Origin of the sequence: Bacillus sp. FJAT-47783, assembly GCF_022808615.1 — a bacterium.
In the GTDB taxonomy this organism is placed as follows: Bacteria; Bacillota; Bacilli; order Bacillales; family Aeribacillaceae; genus Bacillus_BZ.
Map to the genome: position 1 here is coordinate 55065 of NZ_JAKZKS010000006.1, position 23418 is coordinate 78482.

24 protein-coding genes are annotated in these 23418 nt (G+C 38.8%); 4 read left to right on the forward strand and 20 right to left on the reverse strand.

Annotated features, from left to right (window positions below):
• Positions 1–368 precede the first annotated feature (368 nt).
• Genes MLD65_RS06475 through thpR form a run of 4 tightly spaced genes read right to left on the reverse strand, consistent with a single transcriptional unit; the run spans position 369 to position 2783 of the window.
• Entirely contained in the window at positions 369–1121 is a 753-nt protein-coding gene (locus tag MLD65_RS06475) for an NERD domain-containing protein (RefSeq protein ID WP_243291071.1), read from the reverse strand.
• A 19-nt stretch (positions 1122–1140) separates the two neighbouring features.
• Positions 1141–1827 (reverse strand): LrgB family protein, encoded by a 687-nt coding sequence (locus MLD65_RS06480; RefSeq protein WP_243291072.1) that lies wholly within the window; start codon positions 1825–1827, stop codon positions 1141–1143.
• Positions 1824–2219, reverse strand: coding sequence for a CidA/LrgA family protein (locus MLD65_RS06485; RefSeq protein WP_243291073.1), 396 nt, complete (start codon positions 2217–2219; stop codon positions 1824–1826). Before MLD65_RS06485 ends, MLD65_RS06480 begins: the two co-directional genes overlap by 4 nt.
• A gap of 12 nt (positions 2220–2231) precedes the next feature.
• On the reverse strand, positions 2232–2783 hold the full coding sequence (gene thpR, locus MLD65_RS06490) for an RNA 2',3'-cyclic phosphodiesterase (protein WP_243291074.1): 552 nt from the start codon (positions 2781–2783) through the stop codon (positions 2232–2234).
• Between the two features lie 158 nt (positions 2784–2941).
• Between thpR and cysK the strand changes: the two genes are divergently transcribed.
• Positions 2942–3880 carry a cysteine synthase A gene (gene cysK, locus MLD65_RS06495; protein ID WP_243291075.1) on the forward strand — a complete coding sequence of 313 codons (939 nt, stop codon included), beginning with the start codon at positions 2942–2944 and terminating at the stop codon, positions 3878–3880.
• Between the two features lie 36 nt (positions 3881–3916).
• On the opposite strand, the gene MLD65_RS06500 is transcribed toward cysK, so the two are convergent.
• Both MLD65_RS06500 and pepV read right to left on the reverse strand, forming a co-directional pair.
• Positions 3917–5092: an MFS transporter gene (locus MLD65_RS06500; RefSeq protein ID WP_243291076.1), complete on the reverse strand. Its 1176-nt coding sequence runs from the start codon at positions 5090–5092 to the stop codon at positions 3917–3919.
• Between the two features lie 98 nt (positions 5093–5190).
• Positions 5191–6582: a dipeptidase PepV gene (gene pepV / locus MLD65_RS06505; RefSeq protein ID WP_243291077.1), complete on the reverse strand. Its 1392-nt coding sequence runs from the start codon at positions 6580–6582 to the stop codon at positions 5191–5193.
• Positions 6583–6765: 183 nt separating this feature from the next.
• On the opposite strand from pepV, the gene MLD65_RS06510 reads away from it, so the two are divergent.
• Together MLD65_RS06510 and MLD65_RS06515 are read left to right on the forward strand one after the other, a co-directional pair.
• Positions 6766–8070 (forward strand): NCS2 family permease, encoded by a 1305-nt coding sequence (locus MLD65_RS06510; protein ID WP_243291078.1) that lies wholly within the window; start codon positions 6766–6768, stop codon positions 8068–8070.
• A 289-nt stretch (positions 8071–8359) separates the two neighbouring features.
• The gene (locus MLD65_RS06515) at positions 8360–8581 is read left to right on the forward strand and encodes a DeoR family transcriptional regulator (protein WP_243291079.1); all 222 of its coding nucleotides are present in this window, start codon (positions 8360–8362) and stop codon (positions 8579–8581) included.
• A gap of 87 nt (positions 8582–8668) precedes the next feature.
• On the opposite strand, the gene MLD65_RS06520 is transcribed toward MLD65_RS06515, so the two are convergent.
• Together MLD65_RS06520 and MLD65_RS06525 are read right to left on the reverse strand one after the other, a co-directional pair.
• Positions 8669–9394, reverse strand: coding sequence for a pseudouridine synthase (locus tag MLD65_RS06520; protein ID WP_481748500.1), 726 nt, complete (start codon positions 9392–9394; stop codon positions 8669–8671).
• Between the two features lie 22 nt (positions 9395–9416).
• Complete coding sequence (locus MLD65_RS06525; RefSeq protein ID WP_243291080.1) at positions 9417–11027, reverse strand: putative polysaccharide biosynthesis protein; 1611 nt, start codon at positions 11025–11027, stop codon at positions 9417–9419.
• A gap of 161 nt (positions 11028–11188) precedes the next feature.
• Between MLD65_RS06525 and MLD65_RS06530 the strand changes: the two genes are divergently transcribed.
• Positions 11189–12463: a BaiN/RdsA family NAD(P)/FAD-dependent oxidoreductase gene (locus tag MLD65_RS06530; protein ID WP_243291152.1), complete on the forward strand. Its 1275-nt coding sequence runs from the start codon at positions 11189–11191 to the stop codon at positions 12461–12463.
• 46 nt (positions 12464–12509) lie between these two features.
• Here MLD65_RS06530 and cobO read toward each other — a convergent pair whose 3' ends face one another.
• From cobO to MLD65_RS06590, 12 genes are all read right to left on the reverse strand, one after another.
• Positions 12510–13052, reverse strand: a complete 543-nt coding sequence (gene cobO / locus MLD65_RS06535) for a cob(I)yrinic acid a,c-diamide adenosyltransferase (protein ID WP_243291081.1) — start codon at positions 13050–13052, stop codon at positions 12510–12512.
• Positions 13053–13064: 12 nt separating this feature from the next.
• Positions 13065–13841: a uroporphyrinogen-III C-methyltransferase gene (gene cobA, locus MLD65_RS06540; RefSeq protein WP_243291082.1), complete on the reverse strand. Its 777-nt coding sequence runs from the start codon at positions 13839–13841 to the stop codon at positions 13065–13067.
• A gap of 1 nt (position 13842) precedes the next feature.
• Complete coding sequence (locus MLD65_RS06545; protein WP_243291083.1) at positions 13843–14466, reverse strand: NAD(P)-binding protein; 624 nt, start codon at positions 14464–14466, stop codon at positions 13843–13845.
• An 11-nt stretch (positions 14467–14477) separates the two neighbouring features.
• Positions 14478–15509 carry a nicotinate-nucleotide--dimethylbenzimidazole phosphoribosyltransferase gene (gene cobT / locus MLD65_RS06550; RefSeq protein WP_243291084.1) on the reverse strand — a complete coding sequence of 344 codons (1032 nt, stop codon included), beginning with the start codon at positions 15507–15509 and terminating at the stop codon, positions 14478–14480.
• Complete coding sequence (locus MLD65_RS06555; RefSeq protein ID WP_243291153.1) at positions 15502–16890, reverse strand: cobyrinic acid a,c-diamide synthase CobB; 1389 nt, start codon at positions 16888–16890, stop codon at positions 15502–15504. Before MLD65_RS06555 ends, cobT begins: the two co-directional genes overlap by 8 nt.
• Positions 16891–16903: 13 nt before the next feature.
• Positions 16904–18031, reverse strand: coding sequence for a cobalt-precorrin 5A hydrolase (locus MLD65_RS06560; RefSeq protein WP_243291085.1), 1128 nt, complete (start codon positions 18029–18031; stop codon positions 16904–16906).
• A complete protein-coding gene (gene cobM, locus MLD65_RS06565; RefSeq protein ID WP_243291086.1) occupies positions 18012–18800 on the reverse strand; it encodes a precorrin-4 C(11)-methyltransferase in 789 nt (262 codons plus the stop codon). The genes MLD65_RS06560 and cobM overlap by 20 nt, the downstream gene beginning before the upstream one ends.
• Positions 18797–19498, reverse strand: a complete 702-nt coding sequence (cobI, locus tag MLD65_RS06570) for a precorrin-2 C(20)-methyltransferase (protein ID WP_243291087.1) — start codon at positions 19496–19498, stop codon at positions 18797–18799. The genes cobM and cobI overlap by 4 nt, the downstream gene beginning before the upstream one ends.
• A complete protein-coding gene (cbiE, locus tag MLD65_RS06575; protein ID WP_243291088.1) occupies positions 19495–20709 on the reverse strand; it encodes a precorrin-6y C5,15-methyltransferase (decarboxylating) subunit CbiE in 1215 nt (404 codons plus the stop codon). The genes cobI and cbiE overlap by 4 nt, the downstream gene beginning before the upstream one ends.
• Complete coding sequence (locus MLD65_RS06580; RefSeq protein WP_243291089.1) at positions 20693–21790, reverse strand: cobalt-precorrin-5B (C(1))-methyltransferase; 1098 nt, start codon at positions 21788–21790, stop codon at positions 20693–20695. The genes cbiE and MLD65_RS06580 overlap by 17 nt, the downstream gene beginning before the upstream one ends.
• 3 nt (positions 21791–21793) lie before the next feature.
• Positions 21794–22441, reverse strand: coding sequence for a precorrin-8X methylmutase (locus MLD65_RS06585; protein ID WP_243291090.1), 648 nt, complete (start codon positions 22439–22441; stop codon positions 21794–21796).
• Between the two features lie 180 nt (positions 22442–22621).
• Positions 22622–23404, reverse strand: a complete 783-nt coding sequence (locus tag MLD65_RS06590) for a cobalt-precorrin-6A reductase (RefSeq protein WP_243291091.1) — start codon at positions 23402–23404, stop codon at positions 22622–22624.
• Between the last annotated feature and the right edge of the window lie 14 nt (positions 23405–23418).

Sequence of the window (23418 nt, forward strand, 5' to 3'; positions counted from 1 at the left end):
CACCGTCACCTCCTTTTATCTTCAAGCAATCAAACGTTCCGCTTTTTATTTTAAATATATTTGACTAATACTACCTTTATATCCACATTTCAATTACTTCACACATGTTAGCACCCATGTTCTCTATCTTCTTAAAACGGTTGCAAAATCGCAGGTTCATTTATTCAAATCATTTTCATACTTTTTATCCTAGTCCATATACTTCTATTTTATGAGACAAAAGTAAAAATGTTCACACGCCTACAAAATATTGTGAAAAGGCCAAGTGAAGCTTCATTCAGTGAAATTGATCATAAGAAGGAGAGCCCAAAACAATAGCGTTTCGGGCTCTCCCCTTCAAAACTCTATTTAAAGGTCTATTTGTAAGTTTATATGTCAAATTCAAACCGATTGTAAGCATTCGTTAAACACATTTTTAATAAGGCCTTCGCTATTTTTAATTGATGATGTTTAATCGGAGAAGGGTTTTGTTGTAATTTTACTAACCAATCTTGATAATCCCGTTTGTCAACGACTCGGTCATGAACGGGTAACTCAGGAGCATGAATATACCCATTTTTATTGATTAGTATTTTCTTTACGAATAGATCGGAATCGAATTCTTTAATGACACCTTTTATGATTCCTTCTGTTCGGCTTAAACTTGTCATTGGATTGATGATTTTCTTCTCGCCATCCTTCCCCCTCCGGATCCAAAAGCGACCTTCTTTAGCAAGAACCACTTCATCTTTTTCTCCATCTAACAACGATACACATAAAATCTCTGTAGGGCAAATAATAATAATATCAGCTTCGATTGGAGCCTTTTTTATACAAAAAACCGGGTAATACATAATGAAGTATTGGTCAGGTAAGCTAAGAGCAAAATGCTTTAACATAACGTCTTCATTATATTTTTGATTCATATAGGAATGAGACCGAATCGTAGAACTTGCCCAAATAAGCTGATGATGAAAAACATGGTTTAAAAATCGATTCTTCTTTTCGTGCAATTCTGTATTCTCATGATTTTTCACAGACTCCCATTGCAACTTTTTATAACGAATAAATTGGTTCGAATAGCGGTTCATATCCAATTCATATCGTGAAATATAATCTTCTATTTTAATAATTTGGGCCATTGTCTACAACTCCTCTACCTTATACAAATAAATGAACAATGAATGGGCTAAGTAAAGACGTAAATACGGCACTTAATGTCATAGATATGGAGCTAATGGCACCTTGTAAACTACCAATCTCATACGCTTTTGCCGTACCAATTCCGTGTGAAGCCGCTCCAAAACCAATTCCGATTGCGATCGGATGATGGATTCGTAATAATTTCATCAAAATAGGTCCAAACATCGCTCCGCTAATCCCTGCAATCATTACATATACTGCTGCTAGCGGCGGAATACCTCCGATCATTGACGCTATATCCATCGCCACAGGTGAAGTAACAGACTTTGGTGCCAATGAAAGAACAAGCGTCTCCTCAACATGGAACACGAGTGATAAAGCGATACCAGAAACAAGACCGATGAACGTACCTACTAAAACACTTATGATAATCGATCCAGCGTGTTCTTTTAACTTCTGCCGGTTTTCGTAGAGTGGATACGCTAATGCAACAACCGCAGGACCTAACAACTCATCAATCCACTTTCCACCGAGCATATACGTTTCATACGGGATATGTGTAAAAGTTAACATCCCTATAATAACGAAAGTCGATGTAGCAATCGGGACAAGAAGTGGATTTGGATACCGTTTATACAATTTCACCATAACAACATACACACATACCGTACATAATATCATGAGAACAGGAATCCAATTAATCATATACTTTGCTTCCTTTCATTCAATCCTTCCACACACTCTTTTTTATGTGACAATTTTTGACTTAACAAGGAAGAAGTCATCATCACGATGGCCGTACTAAATAAGACGATGAAAATCGTAATGATTCCTTTTGAGGTAAACAGAGAAAAATAATCCATGATGCCAACAGTAGCCGGAATAAATAATAATGGCAAATAGTGAACAAGAAAAGAACTTCCCTCTTTCACCCATTTAGTTTGAAAAAACTTAACATGTAACAAACCAAATAACATGATCATGCCGATAATACTTCCCGGAATGGTTAACTGTAATAATTTTTGCACCCATACTCCAAGTAAATATAACATGTACAAAAGCATAACTTGAACAATAATCCTCATTACGTTTCCCATATTCAGCCCCCATTAAAATTGAAAACGTTCAACGCGTTTATATTTTGGTGCTTCTTTACGATGCGTTTCAAATAAAAAGATTTCATCTATATGAAAAGATACATCTTTAAATGAATGATCTTCACTACCTTGAATGGAAAATTCGTTTCGCCCCACCCATTTTCTAGCTATAGTAATGTGAGGCGCAAACGGCCGTGGATCCAATGAAAAGCCACTCGCTACACAAGCTTCAAATATACGTTTTTGCAATGTTAGTAATGGTAGGCTATCCTCTACGCCAACCCATAGTATACGCGGTGACTCCTTTCGTCCAAACGAACTAACGTTAGAAAGACTGAGAGAAAATGGCTCTATTCCTTTCACTGAATTTCTTACGCGATCTTTCATCATTTGAAACTGTTGTTCTCCCTTCATTGCGCCTAAAAAAGCTAGTGTCAGATGATAATCTTCTTGATGAACCCATTTTTGAAACGACCACTCTCGCTTTTTACGTTCGCACCATTCATTGATTCTTTCTGCTACATTCCTTTCGACATCGACTGCTAAAAAATAATGAAAGTCCATTTTCATTGACACCTCGATCGAATGACTTGAAAATATTGTAACAAACAAGACTTTCATTTGCATATGCTTAGACAAAACTTCTTTATTAGGATTTGATTCATTCTTTATGATAAAATATGTAATAACAAAATGTAACCGAGGAAAAAGGGTGTGTAGCGTTGAAAGTAGTCAATAATATAGCCGAATTAATTGGCCAAACCCCTATCGTAAAATTAAATCATTTAGCCCCTAAAAATGGCGCCGAAATATATGTAAAGCTTGAATACTTTAACCCGAGTCGAAGTGTAAAGGATCGTGCAGCCTACAATATGATCGTTCAAGCTGAGAAGGAAGGGAAGCTGACGAAAGATTCAACCATTATTGAACCGACAAGCGGGAATACCGGAATCGGACTTGCGATGAATGCTTGTGCGAGAGGATATAAGGCCATTCTTGTCATGCCCGATACAAGCACAAAAGAACGGATCAACTTGTTAAAAGCTTTTGGTGCAGAAGTTGTCTTAACACCTAGTGATGAAAAAATGCCTGGTGCAATTAAAAAAGCGCATGAACTAGCAAAAGAAATTCCGAACAGCTTTATTCCGATGCAATTTGAAAATCGCTCGAATCCTGATGCTCACCGTTTTACAACAGCATCCGAAATCATCGAAGCGATGAAGGAAATCGGAAAGCCGTTAGCTGCATTCGTTTCAACAGCGGGTACTGGTGGAACGATTACAGGTACAGGTGAAGAGTTAAAGAAACATTTTGACCATTTAACTATCCATGTCGTTGAGCCTTCAGGATCCCCCGTCTTATCCGGTGGAAAGCCTGGTCGTCATAAATTAGTCGGCACAAGCCCTGGCTTTATTCCACCTATTTTAAATACAGACGTATACGATGAAATTATCCAAATAAAAGATCAAGAGGCATATGAAATCACACGTCGTCTCGCAAGTGAAGAAGGAATTCTTGTTGGACCATCTTCAGGTGCTTCTGTTTATGCAGCAATTCAAGTTGCCAAAAGGTTAACGCCAAATGATGTTGTCGTATGCATGACGGCTGATACAGGAGAACGCTATTTATCAAGTGATTTATTTAGTTTTACAATGAATTAACATTGGCACATCGTATTTATCGGAACGGGTGATGATTCACACCGTTCCTTTTTGTATGTTTGGAATAAGGAAAAGAAGAAGCATACCAAGCAATGTTAATACGGCAAAAAATAAATAGACACCGGTAATTTCGTAAGCTTCTAAAATGACTCCACCAATAAATGTGCAAAACCAGTTTCCTAATCCATTCCCAATTGCTGAATAAATCGAAATAGCCGTAGCCCCTACACTTTTAGGTGTAATCTCTTGAACATACTGTAAAGCAGCCGGTATAAATAACCCAATGGAAAAACCTTGAGTAATAATCGTCGCATACACGACAAACAAAGGTGGCTCGAAAATATATAGCGCCCATCTTAACGTGGACACGAGAGCTGCTAAAATTAACACTTTATGAATTCCTAGTTTTGCAATAAAACGGCTTACAGCCTTCATAAACGGAGCTTCACTACCTGCACCTAATAAAAAGGCGAGTCCCACCCCGGCTAAACCGGCACCAAGCTCATTAACGAAAATACCGAAATAAATATTATTAGCTAAAATCGGGCCTAGAATAAGAAACGTACAAGATAAAAATAAAAAATATTGAGGAATTTTTTTCAGTTCGGCTAATCCGTTTCGAATGCTAACTTGCAATGAATCACTTTCACGTGGTAACTGCAGAGCAAAAATAGCGGCAATCAATAAAACAATTGAAAACGAATAAAAAATAACTTTTAAATGAAAAGCTTCAGATAACCATCCAACTATTAATGCGGACACCGCAAATCCGACAGCTCCCCATAATCGAATCGAGCCATATTCGATAACATTTGTTCGTTGAACATAATTGATCGCAACACTATCCGATAATGGCACGATCGCACTTTGAACGATAGCTAGAAGCGTTGCAATGAGAATAATATAATAATAGTTTCCTAATAAAGAATACACAATTCCAAAAACAGCTCCTAGTAATAACGAACAAACGATAATTTGTACCGGCTTTCTTGTCGCATCACTAATTATTCCCCATATCGGCTGGACAATAATCATCACAACAGGACTGATCGACATGACGATACCAATTTGACTTCCCGTTAACCCGACAACATCCTTTAAATAAACAGATAGAAGTGGAAACAACGAACCGAAGCCAAAAAAGACAAAAAAATAAAACGTGTAAAAATGAATTTTCGTCTCACGCTCTTCCCTACTTAATGTATATTCCATTCTACCCCTTCTTTCACACATTAAGCTTTTGAAAACCGCTCCCATATAAAGGGAGCGGTTTTCTATACTATCCTATCATATCAAATTAGTTTTGAACATTACTTAGCAAGTTCATAAATCGCCTGTGCATAAATCGCGGTTGCATTTAGCAAATCATCCATGATGATATATTCGTCTTTCTGGTGAATGACATCTTCTCGTCCAGGAAACAGCGGTCCAAATGCAACGCCAGCATCTAAAGCACGTGCATACGTCCCACCTCCTATTGAAAGAAGCTGTGCACTATCACCTGTTTGTTCCTCATACACACGCGATAACGTTTGTATAAGGGGATGTTTTTCATCAACATAATGTGGATTAGAGTTGGAAAAATGAATAATAGAAGCTTTCGGTACAGTCTGTAATTTAATCTTTATTTCTTCGCCCTTTTTCGTTACAGGATAACGAATATTGATCCCGATTTCATTATGCTTGTTCGCTTCATAACGAATCATCCCAACGTTTACAGTGAGTTCGCCGCTCACCTCATCTTGACACGCTATTCCTAATTTTCGCCCCCGCGTATCTTTGTGAAAATAATGACGAATCCATGCAATAAAGTCTTCACCTTGTTCATCTAGTTGTAATTCCGCTAAAAATGTCGCTAATATGACTCCAGCATTTCGTCCATCATTCGGTTCCATTGCATGAGCGGAAACACCTTCAAGATGAAACGTTAATGTGTCTCCTGTAGATTCTAAATGACCCTTTACGTTTTCTTTTAATAAAAACGATTGAAAAGAATGTGTAACTTCATCCATGTTTGCAACATTCGATATAGTTGCTTTTGCATAGTCAGGAACCATATTAAATCGTCTGCCTGAATCAAAACGTTGAAGCGTTGTTGCACTTCTACTACTTTGTCGTAATGTCAGTGTGAATTTTGCATCAATAATGCCTTTCTCAGCATGAATGATTGGAAAGTCTGCGTCGGGAGCAAATCCAATTGTAGGCATTTGTTCATGTTTGAAATAGTGATCGACACATCTCCAATCACTTTCTTCATCAGTTCCAATGATCATTCGTACTCGTTTATTTAAAGGAAGTCCTAGTTCTTTCACTATTTTCATCGCATAATACGTTGCCATTGTCGGGCCTTTATCATCAAGAGCTCCTCTAGCATAAATTTTCCCGTCATGAATCTCGGCTCCAAATGGAGGTTTTGACCAGCCGTCTCCTTCAGGTACGACATCAATATGGCATAGAATGCCAACAATTTCTTCTCCTTCCCCCATTTCAATATGTGCTGCATATCCATTTACGTTTTTTGTTTTAAAACCATCTTTCTCCCCGTTCGAAAGTAAGAACTGTAACGCGTCATTGATCCCTTTTCCAAAAGGCGCATCCGATGATTTCGTTGATTCGTCTAAAACACTTTTAATTTTTAAAAATGCTTGTGTATCCGAAATAAGCTTGTCTTTTCGTTTGATCACTTCTTCTTTCCAATTCATTTTAAGACCATCCTTTCATTTTTTATTTTGATTTATGTAAAACGTTCCTAAGGAAAAACGGTTTCCCTTCTTTCATATTAGCATGATTAAAAAATAAAATATATTTCCCTCTTGCAACAATCACCAAAAACGAATATTATTATATATGTTTTGAAATAATGTTCGTCATTACAGGAGGTTCCTATGTTTAAGCTAAAGGAAAATCATACAAATGTGAAAACAGAAATCATGGCTGGTTTCACAACCTTTTTAACGATGGTTTATATTGTCATTGTCAACCCGATTATTTTATCCGATGCAGGTGTTCCGTTTGATCAAGTATTTACAGCAACGATTATTGCAACTGTCATTGGAACGTTATGGATGGCCTTATCTGCCAATTATCCAATCGCAATAGCACCAGGGATGGGACTTAATGCATTTTTCGCTTATTCAGTTGTTGGAGCAAGTGAAGATATCTCTTATCAAATTGCGTTTTCAGCTGTCTTTATTGCAGGAATTATTTTTATCCTCCTTTCTTTAACACCTTTTCGGAAACACTTAATTGAAGCGATACCACAAAACTTAAAAAACGGTATTACAGCTGGGATCGGCTTATTTATCGCCTTTATCGGTTTACGAATGACAGGCATCATTGCTGATCATCCTACGAATTTAGTCACACTTGGTGATTTACATTCACCGTCTGTAATACTCGCTTTTACCGGACTTGCGATAACGCTCATTTTAATGAGCCTAAATATTCACGGTGCGCTTTTTATCGGAATGATTGCAACTGGAATGATTGCGGTGATCACAGGACAGTTATCCTTTAACGAAGGATTTACATCACTTCCAAAATTACCGGAGGGCATTATCGTTTCCAATCCCATTTCGGCGATTGGCGATGTCATTAGTCATAGTTTATATGCTGTCGTTTTTTCGTTCTTGCTCGTGACGATTTTCGATACAACAGGTACGATGATTGGTGTGGCGAAACAAGCAGGTTTAATGAAGGGAAATGAAATGCCACGGGCACGAAAAGCACTCCTCGCTGATTCAATTGCTGCTACAGCAGGTGCCATGTTTGGCACTTCCCCAACAAGCGCCTATATTGAATCATCTTCTGGAGTCGCAGCCGGTGGTCGTACAGGATTAACAACACTCGTTGTCGCCATTTTATTTTGCTTGACTGCCTTTTTTAGCCCGACTGTAGCTGCGGTATCGAGTGTCGCTGCCATTACATCACCAGCACTCATTATTGTCGGAAGTTTAATGATGGGAGCTATTGCCGAAATAAATTGGAAGCAGTTAGATGAAGCCTTCCCTGCCTTTTTAGTTATATTAAGTATGCCGCTTACATCAAGTATTGCTACTGGAATTGCATTAGGTTTTATTTCGTATCCTTTAATGAAAATCGTAAAAGGGAAAGGAAAAGAGGTTCATCCTTTTGTATACTTGTTTGCCGTGTTATTTTTCTATCAACTATTTTTCCTAGGGACACATTAAAGACCTTCACGACTTATTGAAAAAAGCGATGTGTCAATTGATACATCGCTTTTTTTACATTAATCCGTCATATTTTTTTAATTGTTTCATATATGTTTCATAGCAGCATACTTTTTATCATTCTGTTAATATTATGTAAAAATAGATCTATGACTAGAATATAGCCCCTCATATCGTGTAAAATAGACTTGTAACGTTTAACAACTTAATACATTAAAGAGCCTCATAAGAATGTGACATCGGAGTTGTAGTAGGAAAAAGGCTGCATTAAACGATAAGGAGTGGTTTTTTGAAACCTTCGACAAACCGTATGCTAACTCGAATTAAATCAGTCTACATGTTTATTCAAGAAAAAGGAACTGTAACAACTCAAGACCTCGTTGATGAATTTGGTATTACACCAAGAACCGTTCAACGTGATTTAAACGTGTTAGCATATAACGATTTGGTGCAAAGCCCTGCAAGAGGTAAATGGACAACTACAGATAAGAAAGTAAAGATGTCATCTTAAATGGAAAATAAAAAAACACCTTTTTGTATATACATATGGAACCTGCAAGCAGGTTCCTTTTTTTATACTAATTTCTTAACATCGTTTTTACAAATCGATCCCTTTCGCATTTTTTAACAATTCAATTTCTTCATCTGTTAATTCTCGGTATTCTCCGACTTGTAAATCTTCATCTAACGACAAGGGACCAATACTCACTCGTTTTAAGTAGGTCACTTTTTTTCCGACTGCCTCAAACATTCGTTTGACTTGATGGAATTTTCCTTCTGTAATCGTTAAGTAGATGATAGACTTTGATCCTGATTCGACAATTTCAAGCTGTCCTGGTTTCGTTTTATATCCATCGTCTAAAACAACACCTTGTTTAAAGATGGCACCATCCTCTTCTGTGACCTCACCTAAAATATGAGCATAATACGTTTTTGGAATATGTTTTTTCGGCGATGTCAGCTGATGGGCAAGCTGCCCATCATTTGTTAATAAAAGAAATCCTTCCGTATCTTTGTCAAGTCTACCGACAGGGAACGGTTGATACACGACATCCTCACATTCTAACAAATCGATAACCGTTTCTTCTGTCGCATCTTCTGTAGCTGATAAATAGCCAGCAGGTTTATTCATCATTAAATAAATAAATTCTTTATATTCAACAACTTCACCATTTACCGTGACTTCTTGCTCCATTGGGTCAACGTGAATTTTTGGATCGGTAACGGTATGACCATCTGCTTTGACAACACCTGATTTCAATAATTTTTTAACTTCTTTCCGGCTCCCAAATCCGAGGTTTGCTAATAATTTGTCCATTCTCAAAGGAATCACCTCCTCGTAATTTCTATGCGCGCATCTTCCATTTATTAAATCGAGCGCCGAACAGAACAGGTAATAGTCCTGAATAATGCGCTAAATATAAATACGTACCTGCTCCTGCTCCAACACTAAAGGTTAACATGACCGCCGCTTGTAGCTTCCCGTCATGATAATGAATAAATAGTGAAAGAACAGAATAAACAGCAAGGACGACAATGACCATACAAATTGAGAATATTCCCATCAACACGGATCGTTTGATCAATTGTTTATATTTATATCCAGCGTGACGTTTAATCATCGAAAAGCTATATAGCAATGAGCCGAGAAACCCTAGAGCTGTCGCCAGAATCGAGCCGTACGCTTCAAATGCCATAATAAGCGCCGTGTTTAACGATGCTTTGATGATTAAACCAAGTGCTAAACTAATAACAGCTAATTTTTGTTTATTAATTCCTTGTAAGATAGCTGCGGTTACCGTAAAGAAGGAAAACAATAAAGCAATGGGAGCATACGCCGCTAAAATGTTTCCTCCGACTTCATTATCATTGTAAAAAAGCATATAGATCGGCTGAGATAAAAGCGATAAGCCGATGGTAGCTGGCAGCACGAGAAACATTAATAGTTGAAATGTTTGATTGATTTGTTTATTTAGTAAGCCATTGTTTCTCTCTGTAAAAGATTTTGTAATCGTTGGTACGAGCGTTAATCCAAACGCTGTAGCAAGTGATACAGGAATCATGACAATTTTATTTACCCAAAAATTCACAATCGAAAAAAGATCCTGCGCTTCATTTGCATTACCTGCTTGTATCATCGCTTGATTAAACGTCATTGTGTCGATAAATTGAAATAAAGGAATCGCCAATCCGACAAATACGAAAGGTCCTGCATACCGAAAAAGCTCCCCAAACATTTGCTTATAGGAGATAGTTGAAGCCGGAACGATATTTTCCTGCATCGCTAAAAGCCTTTCTTTTCGTTTAAACCAATAGACGAGCAATATGAGTAGACCGCCAATCGCACCGACAAATGCAGCAAATGTAGCATAACCGACAGCCGTTACTAAGTCCCCGTTCCATACCTTTAATATGAGGTAAGAAGATCCGAGTAAAAATACAATACGGACAATTTGTTCAATTACTTGGGAAACCGCTGTTGGCCCCATTGATTGATGCCCTTGAAAAAAACCACGAATTAAACTCATGACTGGAACAACAATTAGAGCTAAACTCACCATTCGAATAACAAGAACAACGTCATCTAACGTAATTCCAGCAAGTTCTTTTTGCCCTAAAGCTTCTTTCGCAAAAACCGGGGCAACTAAGTATAAAACAATAAAAGCCGTTATCCCAGTTAAAAACATGACAAATAAACCGGATTTAAACATTCTCCGACTTGTTTTATAATCACCCATTGCATTATATTTAGACACAAATTTAGAGACGGCTAATGGAAACCCCATTGTCGCGAAGCTTAAAAAAACCGTATAAGGAGCATAACCATATTGAAACAAAGCTCCTCCCGTTTCTCCTACTAATGCAAAGAATGGAATGACATAAATCATCCCTAAAAATCGCGAAATATATGTACCTAATGTTAATATTAACGTGCCTCGTAATAATTTATTTGACATATCGCACTCACCATACTGTTGGATTCAAATTCAACTTTTCTATTTTACCACAATCTTTATAATTGTAGATACTACATCGAAACACTATTTTTCTTGTTGTTCCCATATTTTTGTTTGGATATAATGAAGAAATGAACATTTTCATTAAAGGTCGTGAAAGCATGAACTATGATGTCATCGTCATCGGTGGAGGTCCATCAGGGCTTATGGCTGCAATTGCTGCCGGTGAGAATAGAGCAAATGTGTTACTTATTGATAAAGGAAATAAATTAGGTCGAAAATTAGCGATTTCAGGCGGAGGGCGCTGTAATGTGACAAACCGCCTCCCGATTGAAGAAATCATTAAGCATATACCTGGAAATGGACGATTTCTTTATAGTGCTTTTTCTGAGTTTAATAACGAAGATATTATCCGTTTTTTTGAGAACCTCGGAATTCCATTAAAAGAAGAAGATCACGGGCGAATGTTCCCTGTCTCCAACCGAGCACAAGATGTTGTCGATGCCCTTTTATCCGAGTTAAAACGGTTAAACGTGACGATCCGTACGAATGAACCGGTTGAAACGGTATTGTATGAACATGGACAAGTGAAAGGAATTGTCCTAAAAAACGGAGAAAAACTAAAAGCAAAGGCCGTTGTCATCGCGGTTGGCGGAAAATCCGTTCCTCATACCGGTTCAACCGGAGATGGATACGCATGGGCTAAAAAAGCCGGGCATACGATTACCGATCTATTCCCAACAGAAGTTCCGATTACATCAAAAGAAGCATTTATTCAAAACAAAACATTGCAAGGGTTATCGCTAAGAGATGTTGCGCTTTCCGTTAAAAACAATAAAGGAAAGAATATCATTACACATCGAATGGATATGATTTTCACCCATTTTGGCCTATCAGGCCCAGCCGTTCTTCGCTCAAGCCAGTTTGTCGTTAAACAGTTAAAAAAATCGAAAACAAATGATGTGAAGATGGCAATAGACTCCTTGCCAGATCGAAATGAAGAAGAGTTGTATCAATCGATTATGAAAGATTTGCAAGCGGAACCGAAAAAAGCGATTAAAAATGTTTTAAAAGGCATTGTGCCAGAACGGTATTTACTCTTCTTATTGGAACAAGCGAACATCGCCCCGAGCGCATCCTATTCCACTATTTCTAAAGATCGGTTACGTCAGTTTGTTCAAAACATAAAGCACTTTACTTTTACTGTGCATGGGACATTACCGATAGAAAAAGCATTTGTTACAGGTGGCGGTGTTTCCGTAAAAGAAATTCACCCGAAAAAAATGTCGTCGAAAATGATGAACGGACTTTATTTTTGCGGTGAAATTTTAGATATTCACGGATATACGGGTGGTTATAACATCACCTCCGCGCTCGTAACCGGTCGACTTGCTGGAATAAACGCTTCACAATATGCAAAAAGGTCAGGCGAATGATTCCCTGACCTTTTTCAAATATACTGTTTTTATTACAAGGTAAGCTTTAAAATTCAATTCCTTTTATAGCTGTTGTACCTTCCGTATAATAATGTTTCACGAGGTTCATTTCTGTTACTAAATCGGCTTTCTCTTTCACTTCTTCCTTCGCATTTCTGCCGGTTATCACTAAATGCATCGATTCGGGCTTCTGTTCAATTAAATCGAGAACTTCTTGTAGAGGAAGAACATCCTCAATGGGAAAAGATGTGATACTTAATGCATTATTTAGTTCATCTAAAATGACAAGATCGTAATTGCCTGAATATACTTTTTCCTTGGCTAATTTCCAAGCTTCCTTTAGTGCATCCCGATGTTCTTCAGGGGTTTTTGTCCACGTAAAGCCTACTCCTTTTTGGACAATTTCAATTCCGAGCTTTTGAAAAACAATCTGTTCCCCATACGTTCTTTCGGGCGATTTAATAAATTGTAAAACACATACACGAAGACCTCTGCCAAATGCCCGGACGGCGAGTCCTAAACTCGCTGTCGTTTTTCCTTTTCCATCACCTGTATAAATGAGCACTTGTCCCTTTTTAGTTTTCTCCATTTTATGACGCTCCTACTTTCCGATCGAATGTTCCATATGAAGCTGCTCAAACCATTTAATCTTTTCCCGAAGACTCACAACGTTTCCAACGAGAATGATCGCTGGATGGGATAAGTTTTCTTCTTTCACTTTTCGTTCAATCGTCGTTAAATCTCCTGTGACCGTTTTTTGCTCTTTATACGTTCCCCATTGAATGACTGCAACAGGAGTTTCCGGCGGTTTACCGTGCTTCAGGAGCTGCTCACAAATGTAGTGAAGATTTCCAACACCCATATAAAAAGCGATCGTGTCCATACCTTTCGCTAACGATTCCCAATGTACACGATCTTCGTCCTTATAGACTCTGCCGTGACCTGTTACGATAGCAAAAGATGTCGCTAAATCACGATGTGTAACAGGAATACCGGCATATAGAGGTGCAGCAATCCCCGCTGTTATTCCTGGTATGATTTCATATGGAATGTGTTCATTTGCTAATACTTCCGCTTCTTCAGCCCCTCTTCCAAACACAAATGGATCTCCTCCCTTTAGTCGAACGACGACTTTTCCATCTTGTGCTTTTTCAACTAATAATTGATGAATTTGCTCTTGAATAAGCGCATGTTTTCCAGGTTCTTTTCCACAATAAATGAGTTCTGCACCATTTTTCGCATAAGATAGTAATTCTTTATTAATTAAGCGGTCGTATAAAATAACGTCTGCTTTTTGAATACACTCTAACCCAAAAACGGTAATGAGCTTTGGATCACCAGGCCCCGCTCCTACAATATACACTTTTCCTTTATTCATATCACGTTCCCCTACTTCTCTCCATGATTTGTATAAACGCTTCTCGCCTTTGTTCATCACTTAATTGTATATAGTGTGGTTTTAATAATTCTTTTAAAATTTGCTGTTTCTCACTCTCATCCTCAATAGTTTGAAGAACTTCCATCCGACAGCTTTCCAAAAATGATAAATATCCTTCATAACGCTCATCATAATGCGCTACTAATTCTTTTTTTATTTGTTTCGCTAAGCCAGGATAGGTACCGCTTGTTGAAATGGACATCATTAGTTTACCTCTTTGAAAAACGGCTGGAACGATAAAATTACTTCTCCTTTGGTCATCAACAATGTTAATAAGTTGATGATCAGTTGTTGACTCAAAGACGATTTCGTTTACGTTTCGATTATTTGTCGCAGCTATGACTAAAAAAGCTTCTCGAATATCCTTTGGATCAAACGTTTTTTCTTTCCATTCGATATGGTGAAGCTGTGCAAGCTGATGCAACTCTTCTGTAACGGTTGGACTCACGACCGTCACGTTTGCCTCAGCTTTTAACAGCGTCTTCACTTTTCTCGTAGCAATTTTCCCTCCGCCAACGACAACTGCTCGTTTTCCTACTAAATTCAACATAGCTGGATAATACATGCGTCCGTCTCCTAACCTTTGTTAGATACTCCTGCCTCCGTAAACGTAGCCATTTCATGTACCATTAATGTCGCTGATAAAAAGAGCGGGAAACAAACCGCTGCCCCACTCCCTTCGCCTAGACGAAGATTTAATTGTAATAAAGGTTCCTTCTCAAGAAAACGTAATGCTGCTTCATGACCTGGTTCAAGAGAACGATGGGTTGCAAATATATAATCACATACTGCTGGATCGATCAGTTTTGCAACACATGCGGCAACGGTAGTAATAAATCCATCTATTAAAATGGGAATATTATTTTCTGCTGCAGCAAACATAGCCCCAACCATCCCGGCAATTTCGAGTCCGCCTAGTTTAGAAAGAAGATCGAAGCCATCTTTTGGATCAGGCTGATGAACGTCAATGGCACGAGTAATGACACGCTCCTTCACCTTCTTTTGCTCATTCGAAATACCTGTACCATATCCGACGATCGATTCCATTCGTTCACCCGTCATGGCACTTAAGAGCGCGCTTGACGTCGTTGTATTTCCAATGCCCATCTCTCCGACGATTAGACATTTAATTCCTTTTTCAATGAGCCGCTTTCCTTCTTCTTTTCCAATTTCTATAGCCCGCCTAGCTTCTTCCATACTCATCGCTTGACTATGTAAAAAATTCTGGGTACCATTTCGAATTTTTCTTTGCCGAACGTTCGGTTCATTTACTTCTCCATCTACCCCGATATCGACAATAGAAAAAATAGCACCAATCTGTTTTGAAAAAACATTGATGGCGGCACCGCCATTTACAAAATTCAACACCATTTGTTTTGTAACTTCTTTCGGATAGGCTGATACCCCTTCTTCTGCAACACCGTGATCAGCGGCGAAGATGATCACTCCTGGTGGTGTCACGTCAGGTTTTTCACATCCAGTCACCTTAGCGAGTTGAATGGCTATTTCTTCAAGCTTTCCAAGACTTCCAATTGGCTTTGTTAACGTATCAATATAGTTTTTTGTAGCTTCTCCAATTTCATGATTTAAAGGTAAAATATTATTCATGGATCATTACACAACCTTTTTTATATTGTTTACATTTTTCAATCCAATTTTGAACGAGTTCTGGACATGACGCAAAATGAAGATGCGTATATCCTGCGATGACATTTTCTTTTTGAATACCTTCAAGCTTTTCTTGCCTTAATCCTTTCGTCCAATAAGCAGCCGGTACGGTTTCACCGGATTCAAACGTAGAGTAGTGAAACTCATGCCCTTTTGCAGTTAGTTCGTTTCCGAATAAATAATTTCCTTTTTCACCCCGAATCTCCCGATAGCCTAATGCCGCTAATTTTTTTTGCATTTTCACGTGTCCTTTGATGAAACCGATCATTTCGTATTTTTTTCCTACCGTTGTCTCAATAGATTCTGTTAAATACATAAATCCGCCGCATTCAGCCAAAGTTGGCATACCACTTTCAACCGCTTCCTTAATGGAGGCCTTTACATTCTCATTATGAGCTAACTGTTCGGCAAACTCTTCCGGAAATCCTCCTCCAATATACAATCCATGAACATTCGGTGGTATTTTTTCCCCTTTTAATGGTGAAAAGAAAACAAGTTCTGCGCCACGCTTTTGAAGTAACTCAAAATTTTCTCGGTAATAAAAATTAAAGGCTGAATCTTTTGCTACAGCTATTCGAACGTTTTGATGGTCCTTTTGAACAAAAAGCGGTTGATCATTTATTTCGATCGGTGAGACATTTGCTAAATCATATATTTTCTTTATGTTTACCGTTTGTGAAATCGTTTCTCCAAGTTGATGAAAAAAGGAATCGAGCTCTCCTCTTTCAATGGAAGGAATAAGCCCTAAATGTCGTTCTGGAATGGATAATTCGGCATCTCTTTTTACATAACCGACGACGGGAATTTGGCACTCTTGTTCAATCGCCGCTTTTACGAGTTTATAATGCCCTTGGCTGCCGACACGGTTTGCGATGACACCGACAATGTTTACCTCATTACATAGTGCTTGAAATCCTTTTACAATGGCAGCAGCGCTCCGTGCCATACTCGCACAATTTACAACGAGTAATACGGGACTCTCCGTTAATATACTAATCTCAGCTGTGCTTCCGACATTGGATAATGGATCTTTTCCATCATAAAAGCCCATCACCCCTTCAATAATCGAAATGTCAGCACCTTTACTTCCATTAATAAAAACCTCCTTTACGACCTCTTTTTTCAACATCCAGCTATCCAAGTTTCTTGAGGGTCTTTTCGTTACGGCCGTATGGTAGGAAGGATCAATATAGTCCGGACCGCACTTAAATCCTTGTACGGTATAACCAATTTTAGAAAGTGCTGCCATTAATCCGATTGAGATCGTCGTTTTCCCGACACCACTTCCCGTTCCAGCAATCACGATTCTTCTCAAACGTATTCCCCCTTCTTTTCTACTCATGTGAAATGAGCCCGACAGAAATCGTAACATTTCCGCTTTTTTTCTTTCCTAGTAACAACTGATCAGAACCGCTATATAGCTTTGCGGCCGGTTCACTAACTCCGTAAGCACCTGTATACTTATAAACGGTTTCTGATGGCTGTTCAATGGAAACACGATTCAATTCATCTGGCTCATAATAAATAAACTCCCACTTGTACTTTTTCGCCACATCGAGTAAACCTTGTTCATCCTTTTTTAAGTCAATTGTTGCGATTGCCTTCACACTTTTTATAGATACGTGAATTTCTCGTAACGTTTCAGAAATCACTTCCTCAATTTCCTCAGAAGATGTCCCGCGGTTACATCCGATTCCTAACACAAGTACTTTCGGGCGATAAACGACTGCATTTGCCATCCACTTTTCCTCATCACGAGATAATAGTCGATGTGTGACCATCAAAATCGCATTTGGCTTCTGAGCTACTGCCTCTTCAAGTTTATTATATACTTGAATATGGTTTGGTAATGGTCTGTCGTAATCCCACCATTGGCGTTCTCCACTTTCTTGAACAACAGCAACGGGCTCTTCATTTACAACGGCAGCACTTACAGGTGTTAAATGTTCTGGTGAATCCCATTCCCAGCCGAAACGCTTTCCAAATAAATCAACGGGAATCGTTTGTTGGACGTCGGATGCTGTCGTAATAATAGGCTTTGCGGTTAACGCTTTGGCAACTTCACGCGTTAGCTCATTCGCCCCACCTATATGTCCTGATAATACACTAATAACATGCTCTCCTTTATCATCAATCACGACTACACCGGGGTCTGTCTTTTTATCTTTTAAAATGGGTGCAATCATTCGGACAACGGCACCGAGGGAAATGATTAAAATGATCCCTTTATATTGCTGAAACAAGGAAGGTAATAATAGACGTACACTCCCATCAAAAAGCTGAATGCCTTTTTCTTGTTCATCACCATGCTCGAATTTTTTCATATAGTAAAGGTCCATTTGTTGAAATGTTTCCGTAAGCTTTCGAGCGAGCTGAACACCGTGCTTCGTAATGGCAACAACCGCATAAGGATACGTTTGCTTAATCAAAACATTCGCTTCCTCAGATAATCGTATCGTCATGTTGACACCCCTTACGGAAACCGTGGGTAAAGGCTTGATCATACAATTTTGAACGGTACTCTTTTTCGTGAATATGTTCATCAAGTGCCCAACCGACAAGAATCATCGCTTGCTTGCGAATACCGTTTTTCTTCATATCTTCATCTAACTGTGAAATGGTCGTTCGCACGATTTTTTCATCTGGCCATGTTGCTTTATAAACAACGACTGCTGGCGTTTCTTCCTTCCATCCCGCTTGCACGAGTTCTTTTACAACTTTTTTTGTTAAGGTTGCACTTAAAAATAAGGCGATTGTACAATGATGCTTTGCTAACTCAGACAGTTTTTCCAATGGTGGAACAGGTGTCCTTCCTTCTGCCCTCGTTAAAATAAGCGTTTGCGTTAAATCAGGTATCGTCAGTTCCGCTTGTGCAGAAGCTGCAGAGGCGAAAACAGAACTTACACCTGGTACGATTTCAACTTCAACTCCTTCTTTTTTTAATAAAGCAATTTGTTCCATAATCGCACCAAATACAGATGGATCTCCGGTATGAAGACGAACGACTTTTTTCCCTTCCTTTGCACGTTGAATCATAATATTAGTCATTTCGTGTAAATGCATCCCCGCTGTTTTATACACTTCACATGTCGGCTTTTTATTCTCTAATAATTCTTCACTTACTAATGAATCGGCATACAAAATGACATCTGCCTCGCGAATTAATCTGTCACCGCGTACCGTAATTAAATCCGTTGCTCCTGGACCAGCCCCAACGATATATACGTTCATTTTCTCACCACCATTAACGATAAATATCCAAGTTCTGTACCTTTTAACTCCTTCACATCCCAGATGATTTCTTCTTTTGAGGTCACTTTTGTCACAACATGGGCTTTATGTAATAAATCCAGTTCTTCTAATAAATCAAGCATAAAATCTAACACTTTAGCAATCTTCAAAAAGATAATACAGTCGTTTTCAAGCAGCGCTTTTTTCATCGCTTCTTGATCCTCTCTTGCAGGAATAATCGCGATGTGCTCATCCCCTTCAGCTAATGGAATGCCAAGTCTAGCACTCGCACCATTGATAGACGAAATCCCCGGCACCATGTCCATCTTCACGTTTGGATATAATTCTTTCATGATGTTTAGAACATGTATAAACGTACTGTAAAAGGAAGGGTCTCCTTCTGTTACAAAGGCAACATCTTTCCCTTCTTTCAGTTTTTCCCAAAGAAGGTGAGCGGTTTTCGTCCATTCCCGCGTTAAAACATCCTCGTCTTTTGTCATCGGAAAGACGAGCCCAAGCATATCTTTTTCGTTTGGATTTACATACACATCAATAATTTGGTGGGCATAGCTTTTGCTCCCTTTTCGCTTCTTCGGATAGGCAATCGTATGTGCTTCCTTTAATACACGGTATGCCTTCACCGTTATTAATTCAGGATCGCCAGGACCAACACCTACGCCATACAATGTCCCAATCATGATGATTCCTCCTTCTTTCGACTCGCTGTTATGATGTAAATAGGATTTAATGCATCGAACCGTGTTAAAGACAAAATTGGTTTGCTTCTTGATGCTTGCACAAGTGTAATATCTACATGAAATCCTCTTTGTTTCAATCCGTTCACTGCTTCGTATAAGTTTTCAATCGTTACAGCGTTTAATACAATGCGACCGTTTTGTTGTAGTCGGCTCGTGCATATATTTAAAATCGCATCCATATTCCCAGCAGTTCCTCCAATGAAAATCGCATTTGGATCTGGGAATTCATCTAACTTTTCGGGTGCTCGCCCGTGAACAACCGTTATATCGGAGCGAAATTTCTTCATATTTTCATAGCAGTTTTTAATGTCCTGTTCATTTTTTTCTATCGCGTAAACGGCTCCTTCTTTCGCAATTTTACTTGCTTCAATCGCCACTGAGCCTGTACACGTTCCGATATCCCAAACGACGCTAGTAGACTTTAGCTTTAAGGCACTTAATGATAATGTGCGAATTTCCTTTTTCGTAATTAAGCCCTTTTCCGGCTTTCGCTGGACAAACTCCTCATCCTCAATTCCGAATGACCAAAAAGGCGATGGCTTTACTTTTCTTAAGATGACGACATTTAGTGGTGAAAATCTTGTATTTTTCATATCCTCTAATGTGTAAAAAGCGCATTTTTCATTTTCACCACCTACATTTTCTGCTACAAATGCTTCATATTCTGTCATATGATATGAAAGTAAATAGCTTGCGATTTGGTCAGGACTGTTTTTCTCATCTGTTAATAACGCGACCTTTTCTTTTCCATCGATTCGTTGCGCTAATCCCTTCAAACTTCTCCCATGCACACTCGTTATATAGGCGTCTTGCCATTTTTCACCCATTTTAGAAAAGGCAAGTTGGATCGAGCTCACATTCGGGTAAACGTCAAGCTTAACTTTTGCTGCTAAGTAACTACCAATGCCATAAAATAGCGGGTCACCGGAGGCTAATATCACCGTTTTTTTCGTCTCTTGCTGAAGCCGACTCACTAATGCTTTAAGCCCATTTTTAATGACGACTTTCTCACCCGTATAATCTCGGAAGAAAGAAAGCTGTCTTTCTCCGCCAATTAATACTTCACTTTCATTAATCCATTTTTCATAGATTGGTAACAGGCTCTGTTTTCCATCCGCTCCGATACCAATTAATTTAATTGCATGATCCATCCAAATCAGCCTCTCCTAATTTCTCTCCTTTTAATGTGTATAAAGTAGTGTCAACGTGAATTCCACCTTTTACCTCTGTTAATGCTGACTGACAACAATAATGGCATAGCCGTTTGAAAAACTCTGGAAAGCCATGTTGCAGCATTAAATCTCCTACTTGAGAAGCGGTGTTGGCTTGTAGGACTTCTGTTAATAATGACTCTTTTGCTCCTGCTTCTTCGGCTACTTTTGCTAAAAAGCCGAAATCAACTGGCGCACTTTTCGAATGAACCATCATCACACCTTGTGCTACTTTTGAAAATTTCCCCATCATTCCGACCATGGATACTTTTTTCATACCGAGACGCTTGCAATGCTTTAACGTAAAGCCGACAAAATCCCCCATTTCGATAAACGCTTCTTCACGTAAATGAGGGTACTTTTTCATCGCATATTTTTCACTTCTTCCCCCCGTTGTAATGACAACGTGCTTGCATTCATTTGCCTTGGCTACTTGAAGAGCTTGGACTATGCTCGCCCGGTAGGCAGATGTAGAAAAAGGAACGACGATACCTCTCGTACCAAGTATCGATATGCCGCCAATGATGCCAAGTCGTTTATTTAATGTTTTCTCTGCCATTTCTTCGCCATTTGGAACAGAGATCACAATTTTAATTCCTTTTTCAACTTGAAATTCGGCTAACACTTCTTCGGCTACCGATAGGATCATTTTTCTCGGGACAGGGTTAATCGCCGACTCGCCGACGGATACGGGGAGACCAGGCTTTGTGACACGTCCCACCCCATTTCCACCGTCAAGAATAATTTTCTTTTCGTCAATCCAAGAAACCGTCGCAACTAATTCCGCTCCATGCGTTGCATCTGGATCATCACCAGCATCTTTAATGACAGAAGCAACCGCATAATCTTCCTCTACATAGCAATCTGACACCTGAAATGTAGCAAATCGCCCAACAGGTAAATAGATCGTTACATCCGTTTGACACTCGCCTGTAATGAAAGTCGTTAAAGCAGCTTTTACAGCAGCAGTTGCACAAGCACCCGTCGTAAACCCTTCGCGTAATTTCTTTTTTTCTTTCATTTTTTACACACGTTCAGCAAGTAATGAGATCGCATTTAATGCGGCAACCGTGACCGTACTTCCTCCTTTACGTCCAACGTTTGTAATATATGGAATATCTAATTTCGCCAATTCCTCTTTTGATTCAGCTGCTGATACAAAGCCGACTGGTAGACCGATTACAAGACCCGGCTTAGCTTCTCCTTCTTTGACAAGGCGAATTAATTCTAGTAAAGCTGTTGGGGCGTTTCCAATGGCAAAAATTCCGCCTTCTGCTTCTTTTACCGCTTTTCGCATGGAAATAATGGCTCTTGTCGTATTTAGACGTTTCGCTTCTGCCATGACATCTTCATCAGAAATGTAAACCTTTACTTCACAGCCATATTTTTCAATTCTCGGTTTACTAATCCCAACTTGAACCATTTGAACGTCCGCCACGACTTTTTTTCCGTTTTTAATTGCGGCAATACCCGATTGAATAGCGTCTGGATGAAAGAGTAAGCTTTTTCCGAGCTCAAAATCTGCTGAAGCATGAATGACACGTTGCACGACAGGATATTGCTCGTCTGTAAACGGATGCTCTCCAATTTCCTCATCAATCATTTCAAAGCTTTTTCCTTCAATCTGTTGTGGCTGAACCGTTAATGGTTTAAATTCCGTTTTAAAGTCCATATTTTGTTTCCTCCTTTTTATTCGGCTCTTCTCTAAAGAGTATTGTTTCTTTATCATGATCTACACTTAAATACAGGCAATCGGTGGTTAGTTCGAAGGTTTCCTCACATCCCACCTCTAACCTCAAGGTGCCACAATAACTTTCGAAGTGATGATTTTTGTTTTAAATCGTAACAACGTTTACGAATACATCGCTTTATTTTTCATGCACATGTGAACGTGACGAACAATATCGTCAAATGTATGAAACATCGTTTCATATTCAATTTTCGGTCTTTTTATCATAATCGTTTCAATCTTTAATTCCTTTGCTGCTTCAAGTTTTTCGTCTACTGACCCTTCTTTTCCACTTTCCTTCGAAATCATTAACGTAACACCGTATTGCTTCAATAATGCTTGATTAAATTCTTTCGTAAACGGCCCTTGAATTGCCACGATGTTTTTTTGTGGAATACCGAGCGCTTCACATTTTTCCATATTGTCTTTTCTCGGCAGCATACGAGCTATTAATCTTGTATTTGGTTGATCTAGTAGTCTTTCTGCAAATATGTGAAGGGTTTTACTTCCTGTCGTAAGAAGAATAACCCCTTTTCGCTCTGCTGCTACATTGGCTGCTTCTTCATAATCATTGACATAGGTTACGTATGGTGTATGAAACGTTTGACTTTCTCGTTCATAGCGAACATAAGGAATGTTTGTACGATTTGCTATTTTCATCGCCGTTTTCGACACTTCTTCAGCAAAAGGATGGCTTGCATCAACAATGAGCTCAACATGCTTTGTCGTTACAAATTCTTCAAACATTTGTTCATTCATTCTTCCGACTCGAACAGGCAGCTGAACTTCTTTTAATTCATTGGCAGCATTTTCGGTCACAACGGAAGTTATGAGATCATATCCTTCATCTTTTAACAAAAGGGCTAATTTTTTTGCATCACTCGTTCCAGCTAAAAGTAAAATCATGATCTTCCTCCTTC